The organism is Pseudomonas sp. BP01 (assembly GCF_022760795.1).
Taxonomy (GTDB): Bacteria; Pseudomonadota; Gammaproteobacteria; order Pseudomonadales; family Pseudomonadaceae; genus Aquipseudomonas; species Aquipseudomonas putida_Q.
Window position 1 is genome coordinate 1 of the sequence record NZ_JAFBKA010000138.1, and the last position, 255, is coordinate 255.

Annotated in this window: 1 protein-coding gene; it reads right to left on the minus strand. The window is 62.0% G+C overall.

Annotation, left to right across the window (positions count from 1 at the left end; genetic code table 11):
• On the minus strand, positions 1-255 hold a 255-nt coding region (locus JOY50_RS28830), incomplete at both ends, for an immunoglobulin-like domain-containing protein (RefSeq protein ID WP_243056209.1).

The following is a 255-nucleotide window of genomic DNA, read 5'->3' on the forward strand; positions in this document are numbered from 1 at the left end:
TGACGTTTTCCGCCACCGAGGTCTGATCGGCAGTAATGGTGACCTGCACCAGGTCGCCCTGGTTTCCGGTGCCCGGAGTGCCCGAACCTGGCTCGTCAGTGACAGTGGTGCTGACCGGCGTCTTGTCTAGGGTCAGCTGCTCGAACTTGCCGACGTCAGCGCCCGCAACAGTTGCGATGGAGTTGACCACTGCTGGGTTGCTGCCAACGTAGACGTTGTCCGGGGCTGTGACGGTAATCGAACCGCTGGTGCCGT